Annotated in this window: 1 pseudogene; it reads right to left on the bottom strand. The window is 47.3% G+C overall.

What is annotated here, in order from left to right:
* Positions 1–552 (bottom strand): annotated as a pseudogene (gene queF, locus R7Q48_RS30030) (NADPH-dependent 7-cyano-7-deazaguanine reductase QueF); the annotation flags it as partial.

The following is a 552-nucleotide window of genomic DNA, read 5'->3' on the forward strand; positions in this document are numbered from 1 at the left end:
TTGTTTGGTTGGCAGTATTTCATCAGGTCAGTGAAAATACGCTCTACACATTGCTCATGGAACTCGTTGTGTTCACGGAAAGACACCAAATAGCGCAGCAACTTCTCACGATCGATCTTGGCACCTTGGTAGCGAATTTCAACGCTGCCCCAGTCTGGCTGGTTGGTGATCAAACAGTTCGATTTCAATAGATGGCTATGCAGCACTTCTTCTACTTGCTCTTCGCCAGCAGCACCTGCTAGCAAATCTGCATCAAAATCGTAGCTGTTGATTTCAATGTCTTGGTCGTCAATGCATTCGCCTTCCATTGTCACGATAGGTTGGTTGGTGTAGTGACCTACAGGGTTCACTTCGACCAATACCTTTTCGCCCGCGCATGCGGATAGGTCTTGCGTTAAACGCTCTGCTACTTCTTCCCAACTCGCGAAACGGGTTTGGTTGTAGCTGTTTAGGTAGAGCTTAAATGACTTCGACTCAATTAAGTTTGCACTGGTTGCAGGAATGTACACTTCACCAACGGCCACTTGAGGCAAGCCTCTGCTGTTTAGCCAA

This window comes from Vibrio sp. 378 (assembly GCF_033339435.1).